The organism is bacterium (assembly GCA_035371905.1).
Lineage (GTDB): Bacteria > Ratteibacteria > UBA8468 > B48-G9 > JAFGKM01 > JAMWDI01.
Genome location: DAORXQ010000013.1, coordinates 13,014 through 31,268 on the forward strand (window position 1 = coordinate 13,014; position 18,255 = coordinate 31,268).

Genomic DNA, 18,255 nt, shown 5'->3' on the forward strand with positions numbered 1-18,255 from the left:
ACCTTTTCATCAAATAATTCAGGATAAAAACCACTATCTTTCTCCTCTACTAATTCCTCTATCTTTCTGTGTGTTAAACATGTTATATAATCAAATCCCTCTTTTTCTAATTCATCCATCCTTGTTTCTGTTATCATCCCTCTATCTCCTATCAATACAGCTTTTTCTATTCCATAATCCCTTTTCATTTCCTCTATCCTTCCTTTTATTGTGCTTTGATCAGATACATTCCCTCTAAATACTTCTATTGATATTGGATAACCCTCTTTATCTAACACCAACCCCATTACTATCTGTTTTTTACCTTCTTTTTTATCACGATTATACCCGAATTCACTTATCTCTGATTTCTCCCCTTCAAAATAACTACTCGTAATATCATATAAAAATAAAATGGGACTTCCTCTCTTCTCATATAATCTTGCCTCTATTTTACTTTTCCTCTCTATCAACCAGTCCATCGCTTCATATAAATCATCTACCCTTAATCTATCATAATCTAACTTAAAATACTCCTTAAATGCTTCTTGTCTTGCCTTTATCCATCTTGTATTCTCTAATTTTGAACCAGGATGTAATATACGACCTATTATCATCATCAAAACCAATTCCCTCTCTTTTTTCTTCTTTGAATAAATTATCTCATCCAATCCTTCTTCCCTCATAATCTCATATAAAACTCCTATATCCCCAAAATCCACTCCTTTCTCAAACTCTAAATCCTCTATCTTATAACTTATCTCATGTCTCTTTATCGCTAATTCTATACTCCTTATTAAATACTCTGGCATCTTACTTAAATTGGCTATAGTCTTCTGCTTTATCTTCCCTTTTTCATAATAACACTGCCTTAATAATATACTCCTATATACCTTCCCTTTATAAACTACTTTATTCCTTTGTATATGCATTTTCCTTCCTTTTTGTGTTTACTCTATGTTTGTATTATACCTCATTATAAAAAATCTGTCAAAAGTTATTTTCAAAATATTAGTGTTTATATTGGGAAAATAAAAATCTTGTCTCTTTTCTTGTCTATCAATTATTCCCTGAATTTATCTTCTGGTAAGTTGAGTTAAAAGGATGTCGTAGTATAAATTGTTCTTTATGGACATTTAGAGAAGGTAAAAATCCAAAATTGAAAGGTAAAAGAAAAAGTAATTTAAAACTTAACCCGATAAAAGTTGGATAAAAAATGATAGTTGATGAGAGAATTTTTAAAAAATTAAACAAGATTTTTAAATGGATAATGGAAAAATTACCCAAAAAATTTTTGAGGTAATTTTTAAAAAATGGCAGAAAAAATACTAAAAAGATTGCTAAATATAAAAGAAGCCAATCAGTATTTGGGTATATCATCAAAAACTTTATATAAATGGGTAAATGAAAAAAGGATTCCCTATGTTAAAGTTGGTGGAAAATTTTTAAGATTTGATATTGAAAAACTGAATAAATGGATTGAACAGCATACGGTAGAAGAGTTAAAAATTTTGAAAAATTTAGAAATATAAGTTATAATCAAAAAGGAGACAAAATGAGAGTATTTGAGAGAAATGGCAATTGGTGGATAGATTATACTTTCAATGGTAAAAGACATAGGAAGAAAATAGGAAAAAGCAAAAAACTTGCAGAGAAGGTTCTTGCAAAAATACAAACAATGATAATTGAAAAGAAATATTTTGATATAAAAGAAGACAAAGAAATTAAATTTAAAGAAATGGCTGATTTGTTTTTAGATAATTATGCGAAAAGTAATAAATCATCTTGGATTAGGGATACGATAAGTATAAAACATTTGAATGAATTTTTTGGAGAGAAAAATATAGGTGAAATAACAAGTTTTGATATAGAAAATTATAAAAAGAAACGTATAGAAGAAGGCGTAAAATATGCGACGATAAATAGAGAATTAACATGCCTTAAGACGATATTTAACAAGGCAGTTGAATGGGGAAAATTAAATACAAATTCTCCAAAGATAAAACTTTACAAAGAAAATAATATGAGGATAAGATATTTAACAGAAACAGAGGCAAATCTTCTTGTAAATTTTGCTAAAGAACCTTTGAAATCTATAATAATTATTGCATTAAATACAGGGATGAGACTTGGAGAAATTGTAAGTTTAAGATGGAGAGATATAGATTTTAATACAGAAACAATAACTGTATGGAGAACAAAAAATAAAGAAAAAAAGGTAGTTCCTATGAATAAAATAGTTGTAGAAACTTTGAGATACGCGGAAACATTAAGAGACCCTTTAAATGAGTTTGTATTTTATAGTAAAATTATAGAAACTGGACATATAAGTAAACATCATGTTTCCCATATGTTCAATAAACTTATTAAGGAATTAAATATAAAAGATTTCAGATTTCACGATTTGAGACATACTTTTGCAAGTTGGCTTGTAATGAAAGGAGTTGACCTTAAAACTATTCAGGAATTGTTAGGACATAAAACATTTTCAATGGTTCTAAGGTATGCACATCTATCCCAGGAGCATAAAAAGAAAAGTGTGGAATTGCTAACAGAAAGTTGGCACTATTTTGGCACCGGAGAGAAAATAACAGATAGAGGAAATAATTTAAGTGATTTACCTTCAATGACTTGCCGGGATGGCGGAAAGGAAGACGCAACGGACTTAAAATCCGTTGGGAGCTTGCTCCCGTGAGGGTTCGAATCCCTCTCCCGGCATTTTTTATTTATAGAATTTAATTTTAACTGGTCACACTTTGAAATTACCTATCCTGATTTTTTAACCTGAGAGAAATATGTTGAAAAATTTGACTTTTTGCCGATTTTATGATATAATATATTGTGAAAATAGAAACAAAAAAAATTATTTTTTATGAAGATTTTAGATAAAGTTAAATCAATACTTGATTTTATTTCATATCAGTTAAAAAAAGAGAAAAAGAAGCCAATCCACTTAAAATTCCTGTTCTGCATCCTTTAATTGTTGGGGTATCAGGAGTTGGTAAAAGTGCTCTTGCTTATGAAATTGCCTTACAATATACTGCTGAACCTGTTGTAGTACATTTAGGAATGATACCACAGGAAGAAGTTGGAGGAATACTGAAACTTGAAGGAGATTTACTTGAATACAAATTACCATACTGGACCGAAAGTAAAGTTGTAATTCTTGATGAAAGTTGAGAAAATTTCCCTATCCCACCTTTAAGGTGGACAGCGGAGATCAAGATTAAAAATTTAGTGGCTAAAAACGAACATAACCCTATAATACCTCCTTCCTAAAAAATTTGTCAATATTAAATTAATTCCTGTCTTACGCCGTATTAAACAGATTTTTTAAGAGTTCACTAAAAGTGTTACAAGTGTTTTTTAGTTTTTCAAAATTGTATTGATGGATTTTAAGATATTTCCATTCCGTTTTTGATTGCTTACTAATGTCCTCACACCACTTCTTAATTGCTTCATCTTTTTTGTCAGTATCTTCATATTCTCTCCCCTTTGTTTCAATAATCCAATGAATTATTTCTCCGTTACTTTTTTGAATAGCGACAAAATCTGGGTAGTAAAATCTTATAGCACCTCTTGAACTTAAATAATCAATTGAAAATTTTTCAGCCAGCGCAGCAAATTTTTCAATGTCTGAACATTTATCAAGAAATTCTGCAAATTCTGCTTCAAAGTCATTATAAACAGCAACAAAGTTAAATACGGTCTTTTTACATCTTAAATGTTTTCTTCTCCAAATAAATGGTGGAATTTTAGAAAGTTTGAAAGAACCCAATTTTACCACTTCTTTTTTTGTCTCAATAGAAATCTCGCCTATCTTTTTTACCAATAAATCAATAATTGCATCCTGAATTGAAATATCGGTTAAGTGTCTCCTTAATTTATCGTCCTCAATATCTTTTATCTTTGTTTCAAAACATCTTTCAAGAAGGTATCTTTCAACTATTGGGTATAAATTATTAAATTCACAAGTAAGGCGAGTTCTTTTCATAACCTCACGAACTATGTAAGAGACAAGTTCCCTACCAGAAGACAGAGTAGTAGCAGGTAACGAGGCGATGTGGACTTCTGTTTCAGTTACAGGGAACTCCATTTTTAAAAAAATTTTTCTCTCTTCTTCAAGTTTATCTGAGGAATAAAGCGATGGAATCTTTAATGGATCTAAAGTTTCTATCTTTTTATAGTTTCTTGAGAACCTAAACTCTGTTTGAGGAATTTCAATATCATAAATCAATCTTGATTTTTCAGGTGCAATCGTCACAGGCAGAGGTGGTGGTGTCTTTGTTGTATTAATACCCACACCTTCTTTTTCAAGTTCACGGACAAACTCTTCAAACGCTTCTGTTCCCATTACTTCAAGGGTTTGGGTGTGGTCTGGGCTTATACCACTCATTAATCTAAGTCCTCTTCCCACTGCCTGCTCAGGTAAAATCTGTGCTTGGGATGTAAATGGTCTTAAACCTAATACTATACTTACATTTTGCACATCCCAGCCTTCTCTTAACATCATATTGCTTACGATTATTTTGATTTTGTTATCAGGCTCATCTATTCTTCTCGCTAATTCTCTTAATTTTGGAAGGTCTTTTTCAGAGATTTTTATCTCGGTTCATTTACCTGCCAGGCAATGTCTCTTACAACAGGTCTTTTTTCTTTCGGTCCAATTCCATCCATCCAGTGATAACCTGATGCAAAATTTCCACCAGGATATCTCATAACTGTCATTTTTAATCTTTTTAAATTTTCAATTACATCTTTTCTAAAACCATTTTCGTCAGATAAAGGACTTTTGGGTTCATAAACACCTCCATAAACCGCTCTTCCAATATGCTCAAGAAAACCACCAAATATTCTTCTGTCAACCCTATCAATTTTAAATTTTGAATGAAGATAGATAATATTTTTTCCCATATTCTTTCCTTCTTTTTAAGAAGTTATTGTATCACAAAAATTTAGAAAAAAAGAAAATACTTTTAAAAAAATTTTTGCTAATTTGGTTAATGGTTAGATAAGATTTTTTTAATTTGACAAAAAATTTAACAAATTACTTGACAAATTGTAAAACATTATGTAAAATTTTTTGCATGGGAATAAATGACCTTTTTTTAAGTTTTGAAAAGAGAAGAGATATAGAAAAAGAAAAGAAATATAAAATTGCTCAAAAGGCAATTGAATTTATTAATATTGGAGAAGAAATATTTTTAGGTGCTGGTACAACTGTTTCTTATGTTGGAGAACTGCTTGCAAAATCATCATCTCATTTTATGTTAAAAGTATGGACAAATAATATTTTTATTTTAAATCTTTACCTGAAAGAATATGATAAATTCTTTTCAGAAAATTTTGTTGGTATTGTCAGTGGCGAAATATCAAGGAAAAATTTAAGCATAGTTAATATATACTTACCATTTTCTAAAGTTGATAAACTTATTATTGGAACTCCCGGCTTCTCTGTAAAAGGTTTAACATCTGACGATGCCTATACAGTTCAGCAGGTGGAACATCTTATGAAAAAAGCACAGAAAATTATAATAGTTGCGGATGATACAAAAATAGGAAGGGATTGTATCTATCAAACAAGGAGTATGAGAATGATAAAAATGGATTTAAAAAATAAGAAAGAATATGTACTAATAACCACAGGTTCATCAGAAAAAAATTTTATATCAACCATAAAAAAATTTAAAGAGATTGGAATAAAAGTTGTTTTAGTTTAGAAAGGAGGTAGAAAAATGATAATCTGTGATTTATGCGGTAAAGAAAAGAGAGAAGAAGAAATTTATGCTTTTTATCCCGAAGATTCAAGTTATATCTGTAAAGAATGTTTTGAAAAGATTAAAAATAAGGAGAAAGAACAGTAATGTGTGGTATTTTTGGTTTTAAAGGCAAAGGAGATGTAAAGGAAATAATAAAAACCGGGTTAAAAATACTTGAATACAGGGGTTATGATTCCTGTGGTTTTTTTTTCAATAGTAAAGAATTTGCTTTTTATAATAAAAAAGTCGGGAAAGATAAAATAGAAGAACTTGTTGAATCACTGCCTTTTAAAATAGATAAAGAAGTTATTATAATTTCGCATACAAGATGGGCAACACATGGTTTAATATCTGAAAAAAATGCTCATCCTCATTTTGACTGTAAAAATGAAATAGCAGTTGTTCATAATGGGATTATAGAAAATTATCAATTTTTGAAAAAACAACTTGAAAAAAATGGGCATAAATTTATTTCCCAGACAGACACAGAAATTGTACCCCATTTAATAGAAGAAAATTTAAAAAAAGATAAAAATATAATTTCTGCTGTTATTTCTTCTGTTAAAAAGATGGAAGGTTCTTTTGCTTTATTGATAACAAAAAAGGGAGAAGATTTTATTATAGGTGTAAAAAAAAATTCTCCACTTGTTATTGGTTTTGATGGAGAAAATTTTTATTTTGCTTCTGACCCAATTCCAATCTCCCAATATACAAAAAAAATGATTTTTCTTGAAGAAAATGAAATTTTCTATCTTGATTCAGAGATTAAATTTTATAACTTTAAAAGGGATATAGAGATTGAAAAAAGGTTTGAGGAGATTGAGTTAAAAGAAATAAGAATATCAAAAGAAAACTTTGATTCTTATATGCTTAAGGAAATATATGAGCAACCTGAATCTATTGAGAGAACATTGAAATATTTTTTGAATGAAACTTTTGAAAAGTTAACAAAACAGTTTAATCCAGAAAGAATTATTATAACAGGTTGTGGAACAAGTTGGCATGCAGGTCTTATTGGAGAATATTTTATTGAAGATTTACTTGAAATTCCTGTTGAAGTTGAATATGCATCAGAATTAAGATACAGAAATCCAGTCGTTGATGGAAAAACTCTTCTTCTTACCATCTCTCAATCAGGAGAAACAGCGGATACTATTGGAGCGATAAAAAGATTAAAGAGTAAATGTAAAATTTTTTCTATATGTAATGTGGAAAAAAGTACTGTTTCAAGAGAAAGTGATTTTGTTTTAATGACAAAAGCAGGTCCTGAAATTGGAGTTGCTTCTACAAAAGCATTTACATCACAGATTCTTGTTTTATATCTTTTTGTTCTTACCTTTCTTTTTAAAAATAGAAAAATAGGAAAAGAAAAATTTTTTAGTAAATGTAATGAGATATTAAAATTGAAGGAAAGAATGGTTTTTTTTCTTAAAAATAACAATGTTGAGAATATCGCAGAGAAATTAATTTTTAAAACAAATGCTTTATATCTTGGAAGGAGAGTTAATTTCCCTGTTGCACTTGAAGGAGCACTGAAGTTGAAAGAAGTAAGTTATATTCATGCAGAAGGTTATCCAGCAGCAGAAATGAAACATGGACCAATAGCACTCATAGATGAAAATATGCCGGTAATATTTATATGTGTAAAGGATAAACTTTTGAAAAAAGTAATTTCAAATATGGAAGAGGTGAAAACAAGGAAGGGTTATGTTATTTCTGTTTGTGATTTTATTTCAGATGATATAAAAAAATTATCAGATGAGATTATACTTATTCCACATATAAAAAATGAGTATTTAAAAGTATTTTTAACAATTCTACCCTTACAGTTGCTTTCTTATTATGTTGCCAGAAAAAAAGGTCTTGATGTTGATAAACCGAGGAATCTTGCTAAATCTGTGACTGTTGAATGAATCTTTAACTTTTTGCAATTGTGGTAATTATAACTCTTTTTGCTCCATTTTTAAGTAAAAGTTTTCTGCACTCTTCTGTTGTTGCACCTGTAGTATAAACATCATCTATAAGAAGAACTATTTTATCCTTTATAATATCCTTATTCTTTATTCCGAAAGTATCCTTTACATTTTCTTTTCTTTCCTTTTCACTTAATTCTGTTTGGGAGACTGTGTTTTTTAGTTTTACCATAACATTCTGGTACATCCTTTTTTTAGTTTTTTTTGAAAGATAGGTTCCTATTAAAGCACTCTGATTAAACCCTCTTATAAATTCTTTTTTCCAGTGAAGGGGAACAGGTATAATTATGTCAAATTCAATATTTTCCTTTTTTACTCTATCTTCAATGAGTGAGGCAAAATTTACTGCATAATATTTCCTTCCTTCATATTTATATCTGGTAATTGCTTCTTTTAAAGGTCCTTCATATTTTCCTATATGTATTCTGTCTTTAAATGTTTCATTAATAAAAATAATTTTAGAAAAACAGTCATTGCAAAAACCATAAAAATTTTCTTTATCTTTTTCACAACCCATACAGTTTTTCTTCAATAAATTCCTGCCAATTAGACATATAAAGTTATTTATTTTACAATAGATTTTATGAAATTTAAGACAAAATATATTTTTAAGGGTTTTTGGATTAATTTTTTCTTCTCCTTTTTTATATTACTTTTTATTTTTATGCTTAAAAGTTTTTTTCAGATTTTTGATTTAATTGTTAAAGGTAGTTTCTCATTTTTACCACTTATTAAATTTTTTGGTTTTACAGTTTTGGCATCACTTGAATATATAATACCTCTAACAGTGCTTGTTGCTTCAATGTCTTTTTTTTCAACTCTTTATACTGATAGAGAACTACAAATTTTCGCATTTTCAGGTATTTCAAATTTATTTCTGATTAAACCTCTAATTATTTTTTCTATTATTTTTACACTTTTTCTTTTTTATTTCAATCTTTTTATTTTACCCGATATAAGATTTGCAAATATAAATGTTATACATCAATTGAAAATAAGAAATCCTCTTTCAATAATAATTGAAAAGGAGGTAATAAAAGATATTCCAGGAACAACAATATATATTGAAAAGGTTTTTAGAAATTTCAATTTAAAAAATATTTCAATTACAAAAAGAGAGAATAATTCAACATTCTTTTTAAAGGCAGAGAAAGGTAGGGTTGTTTATAATCCGAATGAGAATAAACTTGTATTCATCCTTGAAAATGGGAATTTTCTAAATTATACTGAAGGTTCTATAAATTCAGTTGATTTTAAAAATTATGAGTTTTATCTTGAGTTAACAGAAGATTTTAAGAGGACAGAAGTTAAACGACAAATTCCTGAACTAAATTTTATAGAACTTAAAAAGATTAAAAGTGTTGAAGCAATGACTGAACTTCATGAAAGGTGTGTATATGCTCTTACGCCTTTAATTTTACTTTTACTCGGTTCTGGTATAGGAATGAATTTAAGACAGAAGAACAGGATTTTGTATATAGGGATTGGAGGATTTATAAGTATAATATTTTTTGAACTTTTAATGGTAGGTGAAATACTTGTAAGAAAATTTGAAGTGCCATATTTTACTTATTTACCACTTTTTATCTTTGCTTTATTAACAAAAAAATTCTGGAAATGAGAAAAAAGTTTTTGTATATATTTTTAAATTTTCTGAAATTCTTTTTCATAATATCTCTTTTATTTGTCATACTTTTTCTTATAATTCAGATTCTTGATGATTTAACAGATTTCCTGGTTCACAGAAAAACATTTATTTTGAAGAATTATTTATATACCTGCCCTCTTTTATTTGTACAGATATCTCCAATTATAACAACCCTTTCAACAATGTTAATCCTTTCAGAGATGTTGAAAAATAATGAGATAAAAATTCTTTTTCTTTCAGGTATTAATCCCCGGAAAGTATTTTCAATATTTCTTTTCTGTGGTTTTTTTGCATCTGTTTTTACTTTTGTTCTTAAAAATTATGTTTCTCCACCACTTATGAGAAAACTGAGTAATCGTATTATACAGTCATCAATTGCTTTTTCTTCTCCAAAATACTTTTTTTATTCTGAAAAATTAGAAGATTCATATTTTATAAATGTTGAATTTTCTGAATATTTTGAAGATGGGAGATTTATCACTATAAAAGCAAAGAAAGCAAAAAATTTCTCTGACCTAAACTGGATTTTTGAAAATGGAAATCTATGGGAATTTGATTCAGAAAAAAATCTGATAAAAAAAGAAAAATTCAGTAAAAAGATTGTTTCAATTTTGTTAACATCTGAAATTCTTTCTATTTCCAGTATTGATATTGAAACACTTTCATTTTTTCAACTTTCCTCCATTCTAAATAAAATGAGAAAACTCGGTATAAATCCTGTTTCTTTAACTACATATACTTATGAAAAAGTTTCTTATCCTTTTCTGAATTTTTTTCTTATATTTATAATATTTTCCTTTTTGAAAAAAAGTCAGAAGATTTCAAATTTATATGTTTTTTCTTTTTCTTTTCTTTTTTCTTTTTTTTCCTATTTCCTCTATGTTTTCTTTTTTTCTTTATCCAAAAATGCCAAAATTCATCCTCTTTTGGGTAGTTTAGGAGTTCCTTTTGTAATTCTGGCATTTATTATTTTTCAGAATTATGGTTTGAATAAAATAAAAAAATCTTGTATTATATTTAGGAAATCTTAACATTGAAAGTGATGAAAAAAATGAAAAAAAATCTTATTTTAGAAATCGGAGTTGAAGATTTACCATCAAGTATAGATGAATATCTGGAAGAGGTTTTTGCACCTTTACTTAAAAAATCCCTTGAAAATGAAAGGATTGATTATAATGATTTAAAGATTTTTTATACACCGAGGAGAATTATTATTTTTTTAAAAGACCTTGAAGAAAAACAAAAAGATAAAACAGTTGAGATTTCAGGACCTCCACTGGAAATATGCAGGGATAAGGATGGTAATTGGAACGAAATTGCATACAAATTTGCAAAAGGAAACAATGTAAAATTGAGTGATTTGAAAATATTTGAAAAAAAAGGGAAAAAGGTTGTAGGTATTGTTAAATTAGAAAAAGGAGAAAGTATAACTAAAATTTTTAATAGAATAATAAATGATGTGCTTAAGCAACTTGAAATTCCAAGAGGGATGATATGGAATGAAAACAGGTTTAAATTTTTCAGACCAATAAGATATATAATTTCTCTTTATGGAGAAAAAATTGTTCCTGTTGAAATAGGGGGTATAAAAAGCAAAAGATTTACTTATGGCCACAGAACTCTTTCAGACAAAAAAATAGTTCCTTATGATACAAAAGATTTTTTTGATAAACTTTTAAAGAATTTTGTTATTTTTGACCAGGAATTACGAAAAAGAATGATACTGGAGGAGATTAAAAAATTGATAGGTGATAACTTTTTATTTGAATCTAAACTTGTTGATAAGATTACACCCATAGTTGAATATCCTGTTTGTGGAATTTGCAATTTACCCGAAAATTATAAGAAATTACCCAAAGAGGTTTTAACATCAATAATTTTAAATGTTAAAGGTATACCTCTTTTTGATAAGAGTGGTAATCTTTCTCCTGTTTTTGTAGTTGTTTGTGATGGGGTTTTTAATAATGAGATAAAAGGAAATTATGAGAAAGTTGTTGAAAGTAAAATAGAAGATGCCTGTTTCTTTATGGAGCAGGATATTAATAAAAAGCCATTTATTGAGTATCTGGAAGACCTTAAAAATATAGTTTATCATCCAAGATTTGGAACAATATACGACAGAGTTGAAAGAATAAGAAAAATATGTAATTTCATATCTGAAAGTTTAAATCTGGATATGAAAACAAGAGAAAGAATAGAAACAATTGTTTCTTTATTTAAAAATGACCTTGCAACATTAATGGTGAGCGAATTTCCATCTTTACAGGGAATTATTGGAAGAATATATGCAGAAAAAAATGGTTATGAATTTGTCATTTCAAAGTCAATAGAAGAACATTATTTACCAAAATTTCAGAATGATAAAAAACCAGAGTTTATTGAAGGAAGTATTGTCTCTATTGCTGATAGAATAGAAACTATCTGTAGTTTTATAAGTGAGGGTGCTGAAATTAAAGGAGATCAGGACCCGCTCGGAATTAAAAGATTAACAACAGGTATGATTGAAATTATATGGGAAAGAGAAATTGAAATTTCAATAGAAAAACTTATTGAAAAAACTCTTGAAATACTTGACATAAAAAGTGATGAAGTCAAAAATATAATTTTGGAATTTATTTTACAGAGAGCAGAGAATTTACTCATAGCGGAAGGAATAAAACCAGGATTAAGAAGAGCAGTTCTTTCTGTTGAGAGAGATAATTTATTTGAGATAAAAAGGAAAATAGAAGCGATTAAAAATACATTTATTGAAGGAAAAGGTGAAGAAGTTTTAATTCCTTTTATTAGAGTGGCAAATATGTTAAAACAGGCAGAGGAAAGAAATATTGGATATGGACAGTTTGATGAAAATCTTTTAATTGAAGAAGAAGAAAAACGTCTTTATAAATTTTATATTGAAAATTCTGAAAAGATGTATAAACTCTATAGAGAGAAAAAATATGAAGAATTTCTTGAAGAGATGACCAGATGGAAAGAACCCATAGATAAGTTTTTTGATAAAGTTTTTGTTATGGTTGAGAATGAAAAGACCAGAAATAATAGATTGTCTCTGCTTAAATTGATAGATGATGTGTTTAATAAATTCGCAAATTTTTCTTATATTCCTTTAAAAGAGGTGGAAAATGTTAAACAAATTTGACCCTGAAATTTATTATGCATTAAAAAAAGAAGAGGAGAGACAGAGAAATACAATAAATTTAATACCTTCTGAAAATATTGTAAGTAAAAATGTTTTAAAACTTGTTGGTTCAGTCTTTACAAATAAATATGCAGAAGGTTATCCGGGGAAAAGATATTATGGTGGTTGTGAATACGTGGATATGGTTGAAAAAATCGCTATTGAAAGAGCATGTAAACTTTTTAAATCAGACCATGCGAATGTTCAACCACATTCAGGAAGTCAGGCGAATATGGCTGTTTATTTTTCTGTTTTAAAGCCAGGAGATAAGATTCTTGCAATGCATATAAGTTCAGGAGGACATCTTACTCATGGAGTAAAAGTAAATTTTTCAGGAATGCTTTACAATACCTGCTTTTATTCAGTAGACAGAGAAACAGAACTTATTGATTATGAAAAAGTAAGGGAAATAGCAATAAAGGAAAAACCAAAAATTATTGTATGCGGTAGCAGTTCATATTCAAGAATAATTGATTTTGAAAAATTTTCTCAGATTGCAAAGGAAGTTAATGCCTATCTTCTTTCAGATATAGCACATATCGCAGGTCTTATAGTTGCAGATTTACATCCAAGTCCTGTTGGATTTTCTGAATTTGTTACTTCTACAACTCATAAAACATTGAGAGGACCAAGAGGAGGGCTTATTCTCTGTAACAAAGAGTTTAAAGAAAAAATAGATAGTATAATAATTCCTGGAATTCAAGGTGGTCCACTTGTTCATGTGATTGCTGGTAAAGCAATTGCTTTTAAAGAGGCAATGACAGAAAAGTTTAAAAAATATCAGGAACAGATTGTAAAAAACTGTAAAAAACTGTGTGAGGAATTGAAAAAAAGAGGGTACAGAATTGTAAGTGGTGGAACAGATACTCATTTATTTGTAATAGATTTAAGAGATAAAGGAATAATAGGTTTTGAAGCACAGATAACTCTTGAAAAAGTTGGAATAATAACAAATAAAAATTTAATCCCTTTTGACCCCCTTTCTCCATCTATAACAAGTGGTATAAGAATAGGCACTCCCTGTATAACAAGCAGAGGAATGAAAGAAAAAGAAATGGTTTTAATTGCAGAGTGGATTGATGAAGGATTAAAGAATAGAAATAACGAAAAAATTTTAAATGAAATAAGAAAAAAAGTAAGGAGGTTTGCAAGTGAATTCCCAATCTATCCAGAGTGAAAGACCTGACTGGGATACTTATTTTATGGAAATTGCACAACTTGTCTCTAAAAGGTCAACATGTATAAGGAGGAAAGTGGGAGCGGTTCTGGTAAAAGAAAAGAGGATTCTTGCGACAGGATATAATGGTGCACCAACAGGTCTTGCTCACTGTAAGGAAGTTGGTTGTGTAAGAGAGAAACTTAAAATACCATCTGGAGAAAGACATGAATTATGCAGGGGACTTCATGCAGAACAGAATGCCATTTTACAATCAGCATATCACGGTGTTTCAATAAAGGGAAGTAAACTTTATATAACATGTCATCCATGCAGTGTATGTGCTAAAATGATTATTAATGCTGGAATTGAAGAAGTGATAATAAAAGAAGGTTATCCTGATTCTATGGCTGAAAATATATTGAAGGAAGGAAAGATAAAAGTAAGGTATCTTAATTCAGAAAAACAGTAAAAAATCCTTGATAATCAGAAAATTGAATTGATAGTATTTATTTTACCTGATGCAAAACTATAATAAAGATTATCTCCAATTATTATATGGTCTAAAACATTTATACCGAGTATTTCACCTGCTTCTTTTAATCTTTTTGTAAATTCAATATCTTCTTTACTCGGGCTTGGGTCTCCTGATGGATGATTGTGAACACAAATTATTGATGGGATAAAATTTTCAATCACCTTATAAAAAATTTCTCTTATTATTGGATTTGCCTGATTTACCGTTCCTTCTTCTATTTCCCTTATTTCAACAGGTCTGTTTTTAGAATCAAGATGTATAACCTTGAAAACCTCTTTTTTTAAATCTCTCATTCTTGGCATTATATATCTTACTACTTCTTCAGGAGATGTTATCGGTTTTTCTTTTTTTATTAATTCTTTCTCTACCATTCTTCTACCTATTTCAATTGCTGCCTTTATCTGACATATCTTTGCCATACCAAGTCCTTTGATTTCTTTAAAATTGTTTAAACTTGTATGACTCATATTCCTGAAAGAACCAAATTTATCAATTATTTTTCTTGCAAGGTCAATGGCTGTTTCGCCTTTTGTTCCACTTCTCAATAAAATAGCAAGAAGTTCTGTATCTGTTAAATTATGTTCCCCATATTTTATCAGTTTTTCTCTTGGCTTTTCTTCTTCTTTCCAGTACTTCAATGACTTTTTCTTTTCCATTTTATGCAAGAAGAACTGATATTATACCAACAAGAAAAATACCATCATAAACACCTGCACCACCAATACTCATAACTCCAGGATAGGGTGGTAAATTTGCCAAATTTAGTAAATCAGCACCTATTAAAACACCGAGAACTCCAGAAATATAGGCAACAGGTATTTTATTTCCAGGAGAAAACAAAAATGCAAGTGAAACACTAACAAGTGGGGGAATTAAAGCAGGAATTGTAATACCAAGTCCTGGAATAACTCTTGATAATTTAAAACAGACAATTGTTGAGATAATAGTTGCAAATAAAGTAGGTAGAGGAGGTGCTTTAGGTAATAAATAGATGCAGAGTAAAATTGGAATTATTGCTCCTCCGACATTAATGGCTATAACCTGTTCTGTCTGTAATTGAGGAAGTCCGAAAGGTTGAAATAAAAAGAATAAATCTCTTGAAGGTGGAATAATTGTTGCTTCTTTGCTGTAAATAGGTATGTTTATCCCGCTTCCAATAAGAGAAAGAAGGAGAATAAAAAAAGCAAAAGCAGGAGATAGTCCAAGTTTACTCAAAGCAATCCTTATTATCTCAATTTGAATTAAAAAAAGAAAAACAGGTAACAGAAGAATAAAAAATATCAAAAGCAAAATTAAAGAAAAAGGCAGAAAGAACATTATTTACCCCCTTTATCTTTATAAACGCCAGGGACAAAATATTTACTCATAACTTCTTTTATCCATTTCATTGACTGGGAAGGTGACATTTTCCAGTTAACAGGACATGGTGAAAGGATTTCTACAAGAGAAAAACCTTTATTTTCAATCTGATATTGAAACGCTTTTTTTATTGCTAACTTTGTTTTTATTATACCAGGGATTGAATCAACTGCTGTTCTTTCAAGATAAGTAACTCCATCAATCTGAGAAAGTAATTCACAAACTTTAAGAGGATAACCATGATAATTTGGTTCTCTCCCAAAAATTGTAGTTGTTGTTTTCATTCCAGGTAAAGTTGTTGGAGCCATCTGTCCTTTTGTCATTCCATAAATAGCATTATTAACAAAAATAACTGTAAAATTTTCTCCTCTTGCTGCTGCATGTATTATTTCTGCTGTCCCTATTGCTGCAAGGTCTCCATCTCCCTGATATGTGAAGATAATTCTATCAGGTAATAATCTTTTTATTGCTGTTGCAACTGCTGGTGCTCTTCCATGTGCTGCTTCAGTTACATCAAAATTGAAAAAATTATATGCTAAAACTGCACATCCAACAGGAGCAACTCCAATCGTTTTTTCTCTAATATTTAATTCATCAATTATTTCTGCAATTAATCTATGTATTATTCCATGTCCACAACCAGGACAGTATGTTGTAATTTCTTCTTTTAAACTTTCTGGTTTTTTATATACTGCTTCCATAACTTATTCCTTCCCACCTTTAAGGTGGGCTGTGAAAAACCTTGATATTTCTTGTGGTGTGGGGACGCCTCCACCAGGTCTTCCATAAAAATAAACTGGTAAATTTTTTCTGTTTGCAATTTTAACATCATCTATCATCTGTCCGAGATTCATTTCAACAACAAAAATTCTTTTTACCTTTTCAATTGTTTTTTCAAGTTCTTTATAAGGAAATGGCCATAAAGTTACTGGTCTGAATAGTCCAATTCTTTTACCTTTATCCCTTAAAATTTTAATACTTTCATAACATATTCTTGCACATGTCCCAAAACTTACTACTAAACTATCTGAATTTTCACAGAAATATTTTTCATACTTTACTTCTTTCTCCTCAATTTTTTTATATTTTTTATAAAGTTTCCAGTTATGTTTTTCAAGTACACCAGGAGTTAAAAATAATGACTTTATTGAATTTGGCTTTCTTCCATAACAACCTGTTAAAGCCCATTTTTTTATAGGTAATCTGTTTTTCCTTTTTTTAAATTTTACCGATTCCATAATTTGAGCGAGTATCCCATCTGCAAGTATTAAGACAGGATTTCTATATTTATCAGCAATATCAAATGAAATATAGGTTAAATCATATAGTTCCTGAACTGTCCACGGAGCATATACAATTGTTCTGTAATCCCCATGTCCTCCACCTCTTGTTGCCTGAAAATAATCACTTTGAGAAGGCGTTACATCTCCAAGACCAGGACCACCCCTATTCATATTTATAATTACTGCAGGTAGTTCACAACCAGCAAGATATGATATTCCTTCCTGTTTCAAAGAAATACCCGGAGAAGAAGATGATGTTAATGCGCGAAAACCACATACACTTGCTCCAAAAACCATATTTATAGCAGAAAGTTCGCTCTCTGCCTGAATAAAAATACCTCCTTCCTCAGGTAATCTTTTACTCATATATTCAGGAAATCTGTTCTGAGGAGTTATGGGATACCCGGCATAAAATTTACATCCAGCATGAATTGCTGCTTCTGCTGCTGCTTCACAACCTGTAAGTAAATATTTATTCATTTTTTCTTTGTCCAGGAATTATCAGAAAGTTGAATCCATGTATTTTGTGGAGAATATTTCTGTGCTACTTCAGCAAAAATTTTTCTGAATTTTTTTTCTTCATCAGGTGCAGCATTGTTTATTCTTAAAAGTTCTTTTATCATAATTTCTCTCTGTTTATTTTCATCATCAACTATTTTTCTGACTTCTTTTGCATCTTCTGAATTTTTTGGTAATTCTCTTATAACAACTCTAAAATCATTTGTCTCTCCAATATATCCTGATTTCTTGAATTCATCAAGTTTTTCTCTCCATGTATTCATTTTTTCTTTTGCTTCACTTATTTTAGGAGAGTCAGTTTTTAAATCTTTTGTTACAACTACCTCTTCAGCATAAAGATTCCTTGTAAATAAATTGTCAAGAAAACTTTCTGGTTTGGTTTTTGAAGAGGATGGTGGTGCAAGTAAATCTTCTGCTGCTTTTTTAACCTTTTCTTCCGGAAATGTAACATAAACATTAACCACTGCACAACTGATTAATCCAAGAACTAAAAAAATCAATAAAAAATTTTTCCTCATTTCAAACCTCCTTTATTTTATTTCAATTACCTTTCCTTTTTCCAGAGATTTATTTGCAGCAAGTGTTATTTCAACTGTTTTAAATCCATCTTCGTAATCAGACATAATTAAAGAAGGGTTTTTTGTTTTAACCGCATCTATAAAATTTCTATCTTCAATTTCAAAAATATTTGGTTCTCCTCTCACTTCAATTATATCCTGGTCCTTTCTGAATAATCTGAGGGTATGTTCCCAGCCAGTAAATTTTGCAGTAAAATCAACAGCATAAACATCAAGAGAAACACCTCCGCCACCTGCATTTGCTGAACAACTTGCCCAGAGATTCGCTATAGTTCCATTTTTAAA

General features: G+C 29.3%; 18 protein-coding genes, 1 tRNA gene and 1 pseudogene. 10 read left to right on the top strand and 10 right to left on the bottom strand.

The annotated features are described in order from the left end of the window. Positions 1-911: IS1634 family transposase (locus tag PKV21_02555; GenBank protein HOM26371.1), on the bottom strand; the 911-nt coding region annotated here is incomplete at its 3' end. A gap of 381 nt (positions 912-1,292) precedes the next feature. Between PKV21_02555 and PKV21_02560 the strand changes: the two genes are divergently transcribed. Further along, a complete protein-coding gene (locus PKV21_02560; GenBank protein ID HOM26372.1) occupies positions 1,293-1,511 on the top strand; it encodes a helix-turn-helix domain-containing protein in 219 nt (72 codons plus the stop codon). Positions 1,512-2,612: 1,101 nt separating this feature from the next. Beyond that, positions 2,613-2,697: transfer RNA gene (locus PKV21_02565), tRNA-Leu, on the top strand. A gap of 592 nt (positions 2,698-3,289) precedes the next feature. Here the strand turns inward: PKV21_02565 and PKV21_02570 are convergent. Both PKV21_02570 and PKV21_02575 read right to left on the bottom strand, forming a co-directional pair. After that, on the bottom strand, positions 3,290-4,489 hold the full coding sequence (locus tag PKV21_02570; GenBank protein HOM26373.1) for a hypothetical protein: 1,200 nt from the start codon (positions 4,487-4,489) through the stop codon (positions 3,290-3,292). 110 nt (positions 4,490-4,599) lie between these two features. Then, positions 4,600-4,893, bottom strand: a pseudogene (locus tag PKV21_02575) (alpha-N-arabinofuranosidase). A gap of 173 nt (positions 4,894-5,066) precedes the next feature. Between PKV21_02575 and PKV21_02580 the strand changes: the two are divergent. Genes PKV21_02580 through glmS form a run of 3 tightly spaced genes read left to right on the top strand, consistent with a single transcriptional unit; the run spans position 5,067 to position 7,651 of the window. Continuing rightward, complete coding sequence (locus PKV21_02580) at positions 5,067-5,699, top strand: hypothetical protein (protein ID HOM26374.1); 633 nt, start codon at positions 5,067-5,069, stop codon at positions 5,697-5,699. 15 nt (positions 5,700-5,714) lie between these two features. After that, the gene (locus PKV21_02585) at positions 5,715-5,843 is read left to right on the top strand and encodes a hypothetical protein (protein HOM26375.1); all 129 of its coding nucleotides are present in this window, start codon (positions 5,715-5,717) and stop codon (positions 5,841-5,843) included. Continuing rightward, positions 5,843-7,651 (top strand): glutamine--fructose-6-phosphate transaminase (isomerizing), encoded by a 1,809-nt coding sequence (glmS, locus tag PKV21_02590; protein ID HOM26376.1) that lies wholly within the window; start codon positions 5,843-5,845, stop codon positions 7,649-7,651. Before PKV21_02585 ends, glmS begins: the two co-directional genes overlap by 1 nt. 4 nt (positions 7,652-7,655) lie before the next feature. Here glmS and PKV21_02595 read toward each other — a convergent pair whose 3' ends face one another. After that, positions 7,656-8,243 (bottom strand): ComF family protein, encoded by a 588-nt coding sequence (locus PKV21_02595; protein ID HOM26377.1) that lies wholly within the window; start codon positions 8,241-8,243, stop codon positions 7,656-7,658. 51 nt (positions 8,244-8,294) lie between these two features. Between PKV21_02595 and PKV21_02600 the strand changes: the two genes are divergently transcribed. From PKV21_02600 to PKV21_02620, 5 genes are read left to right on the top strand one after another with little or no spacing between them, the layout of a single operon-like run. Then, positions 8,295-9,332, top strand: a complete 1,038-nt coding sequence (locus PKV21_02600) for an LptF/LptG family permease (protein HOM26378.1) — start codon at positions 8,295-8,297, stop codon at positions 9,330-9,332. Further along, entirely contained in the window at positions 9,329-10,390 is a 1,062-nt protein-coding gene (locus PKV21_02605; protein ID HOM26379.1) for an LptF/LptG family permease, read from the top strand. Before PKV21_02600 ends, PKV21_02605 begins: the two co-directional genes overlap by 4 nt. A 20-nt stretch (positions 10,391-10,410) precedes the next feature. After that, complete coding sequence (gene glyS / locus PKV21_02610) at positions 10,411-12,498, top strand: glycine--tRNA ligase subunit beta (protein ID HOM26380.1); 2,088 nt, start codon at positions 10,411-10,413, stop codon at positions 12,496-12,498. Continuing rightward, the gene (gene glyA / locus PKV21_02615; protein HOM26381.1) at positions 12,482-13,714 is read left to right on the top strand and encodes a serine hydroxymethyltransferase; all 1,233 of its coding nucleotides are present in this window, start codon (positions 12,482-12,484) and stop codon (positions 13,712-13,714) included. Before glyS ends, glyA begins: the two co-directional genes overlap by 17 nt. Next, positions 13,689-14,165 carry a cytidine/deoxycytidylate deaminase family protein gene (locus tag PKV21_02620; protein ID HOM26382.1) on the top strand — a complete coding sequence of 159 codons (477 nt, stop codon included), beginning with the start codon at positions 13,689-13,691 and terminating at the stop codon, positions 14,163-14,165. Before glyA ends, PKV21_02620 begins: the two co-directional genes overlap by 26 nt. A gap of 14 nt (positions 14,166-14,179) precedes the next feature. Here the strand turns inward: PKV21_02620 and radC are convergent, their stop codons facing one another. From radC to PKV21_02650, 6 genes are all read right to left on the bottom strand, one after another. Then, positions 14,180-14,887, bottom strand: coding sequence for a DNA repair protein RadC (gene radC, locus PKV21_02625; GenBank protein ID HOM26383.1), 708 nt, complete (start codon positions 14,885-14,887; stop codon positions 14,180-14,182). Position 14,888: 1 nt separating this feature from the next. Next, a complete protein-coding gene (locus PKV21_02630; protein HOM26384.1) occupies positions 14,889-15,548 on the bottom strand; it encodes a DUF1614 domain-containing protein in 660 nt (219 codons plus the stop codon). Continuing rightward, positions 15,548-16,291 (bottom strand): thiamine pyrophosphate-dependent enzyme, encoded by a 744-nt coding sequence (locus tag PKV21_02635; GenBank protein ID HOM26385.1) that lies wholly within the window; start codon positions 16,289-16,291, stop codon positions 15,548-15,550. The genes PKV21_02630 and PKV21_02635 overlap by 1 nt, the downstream gene beginning before the upstream one ends. Positions 16,292-16,294: 3 nt before the next feature. After that, positions 16,295-17,353, bottom strand: a complete 1,059-nt coding sequence (gene vorB, locus PKV21_02640) for a 3-methyl-2-oxobutanoate dehydrogenase subunit VorB (protein HOM26386.1) — start codon at positions 17,351-17,353, stop codon at positions 16,295-16,297. Next, entirely contained in the window at positions 17,350-17,910 is a 561-nt protein-coding gene (locus tag PKV21_02645; GenBank protein HOM26387.1) for a DUF1318 domain-containing protein, read from the bottom strand. Before PKV21_02645 ends, vorB begins: the two co-directional genes overlap by 4 nt. 12 nt (positions 17,911-17,922) lie before the next feature. Continuing rightward, on the bottom strand, positions 17,923-18,255 hold a 333-nt coding region (locus tag PKV21_02650), incomplete at its 5' end, for a hypothetical protein (GenBank protein ID HOM26388.1).